Origin of the sequence: Streptomyces sp. W16 (genome assembly GCF_033194735.1) — a bacterium.
Lineage (GTDB): Bacteria > Actinomycetota > Actinomycetes > Streptomycetales > Streptomycetaceae > Streptomyces.
This window is the reverse complement of the sequence record NZ_JAWOAI010001197.1, coordinates 1-809: the sequence shown is the minus strand read 5'-3', so window position 1 is coordinate 809 and position 809 is coordinate 1. Positions and strand designations below refer to the sequence as shown.

At 73.8% G+C, this 809-nt stretch carries 1 pseudogene; it reads left to right on the top strand.

Features of this window, described 5'->3' with window-relative positions:
• Positions 1-809 (top strand): annotated as a pseudogene (locus tag R6V09_RS54175) (hypothetical protein); the annotation flags it as partial.

Genomic DNA, 809 nt, shown 5'->3' with positions numbered 1-809 from the left:
AGGCCCGGCAGCGGCTGGAGATGGACGCCGAGGCGGCCCGCTCGGAGGCCGAGCAACTCCTGCGCCGCGCCCGCACGGACGCCGAGCGGCTGCTGAACGCGGCTTCCTCGCAGGCCCAGGAGGCCACCGACCACGCCGAGCAGCTGCGCAGCTCCACGGTCAACGAGTCGGATTCCGCCCGCCGTCAGGCCACCGAGCTGAGCCGGACCGCCGAGACCCGCATGGCCGAGGCCGAAACCTCACTGCGGGAAGCGCGCCTGGAGGCCGAGAAGGTCCTCACCGAGGCCAAGGAGGCCGCGGCCAAGGCCCTCGCGAGCGCCGAGTCGGCCAACGAGCAGCGCACCAGGACCGCGAAGGAACAGGTCGCCCGGCTGGTCACCGAGGCCACCAAGGAGGCCGAGACCACCAAGTCGGACGCCGAGCAGGTCGTCGCCGACGCCCAGGCCAAGGCCGACAAGATCGTCGCGGAGGCCGAGGAGAACGCCCGCAGCCTCACCGCCGAGGAGACCGCCTCCCAGCTCGCCAAGGCCGCCCGGACCGCCGAGGACGTACTGGACAAAGCGTCCGAGGACGCCAAGAACACCACGAAGGCCGCCGCCGAGGAGGCCGAGCGGATCCGCTCCGAGGCGGAGGCCGAGGCCGACCGGCTGCGCGCCCAGGCGCACGACATCGCCGAAGGACTCAAGGGCGCGGCGAAGGACGACACCAAGGAGTACCGCGCCAAGACGGTCGAGCTGCAGGAGGAGGCGCGGCGGCTGCGCGGCGAGGCCGAGCAGCTGCGCGCCGACGCGGTCGGCGAGGGCGAGCGC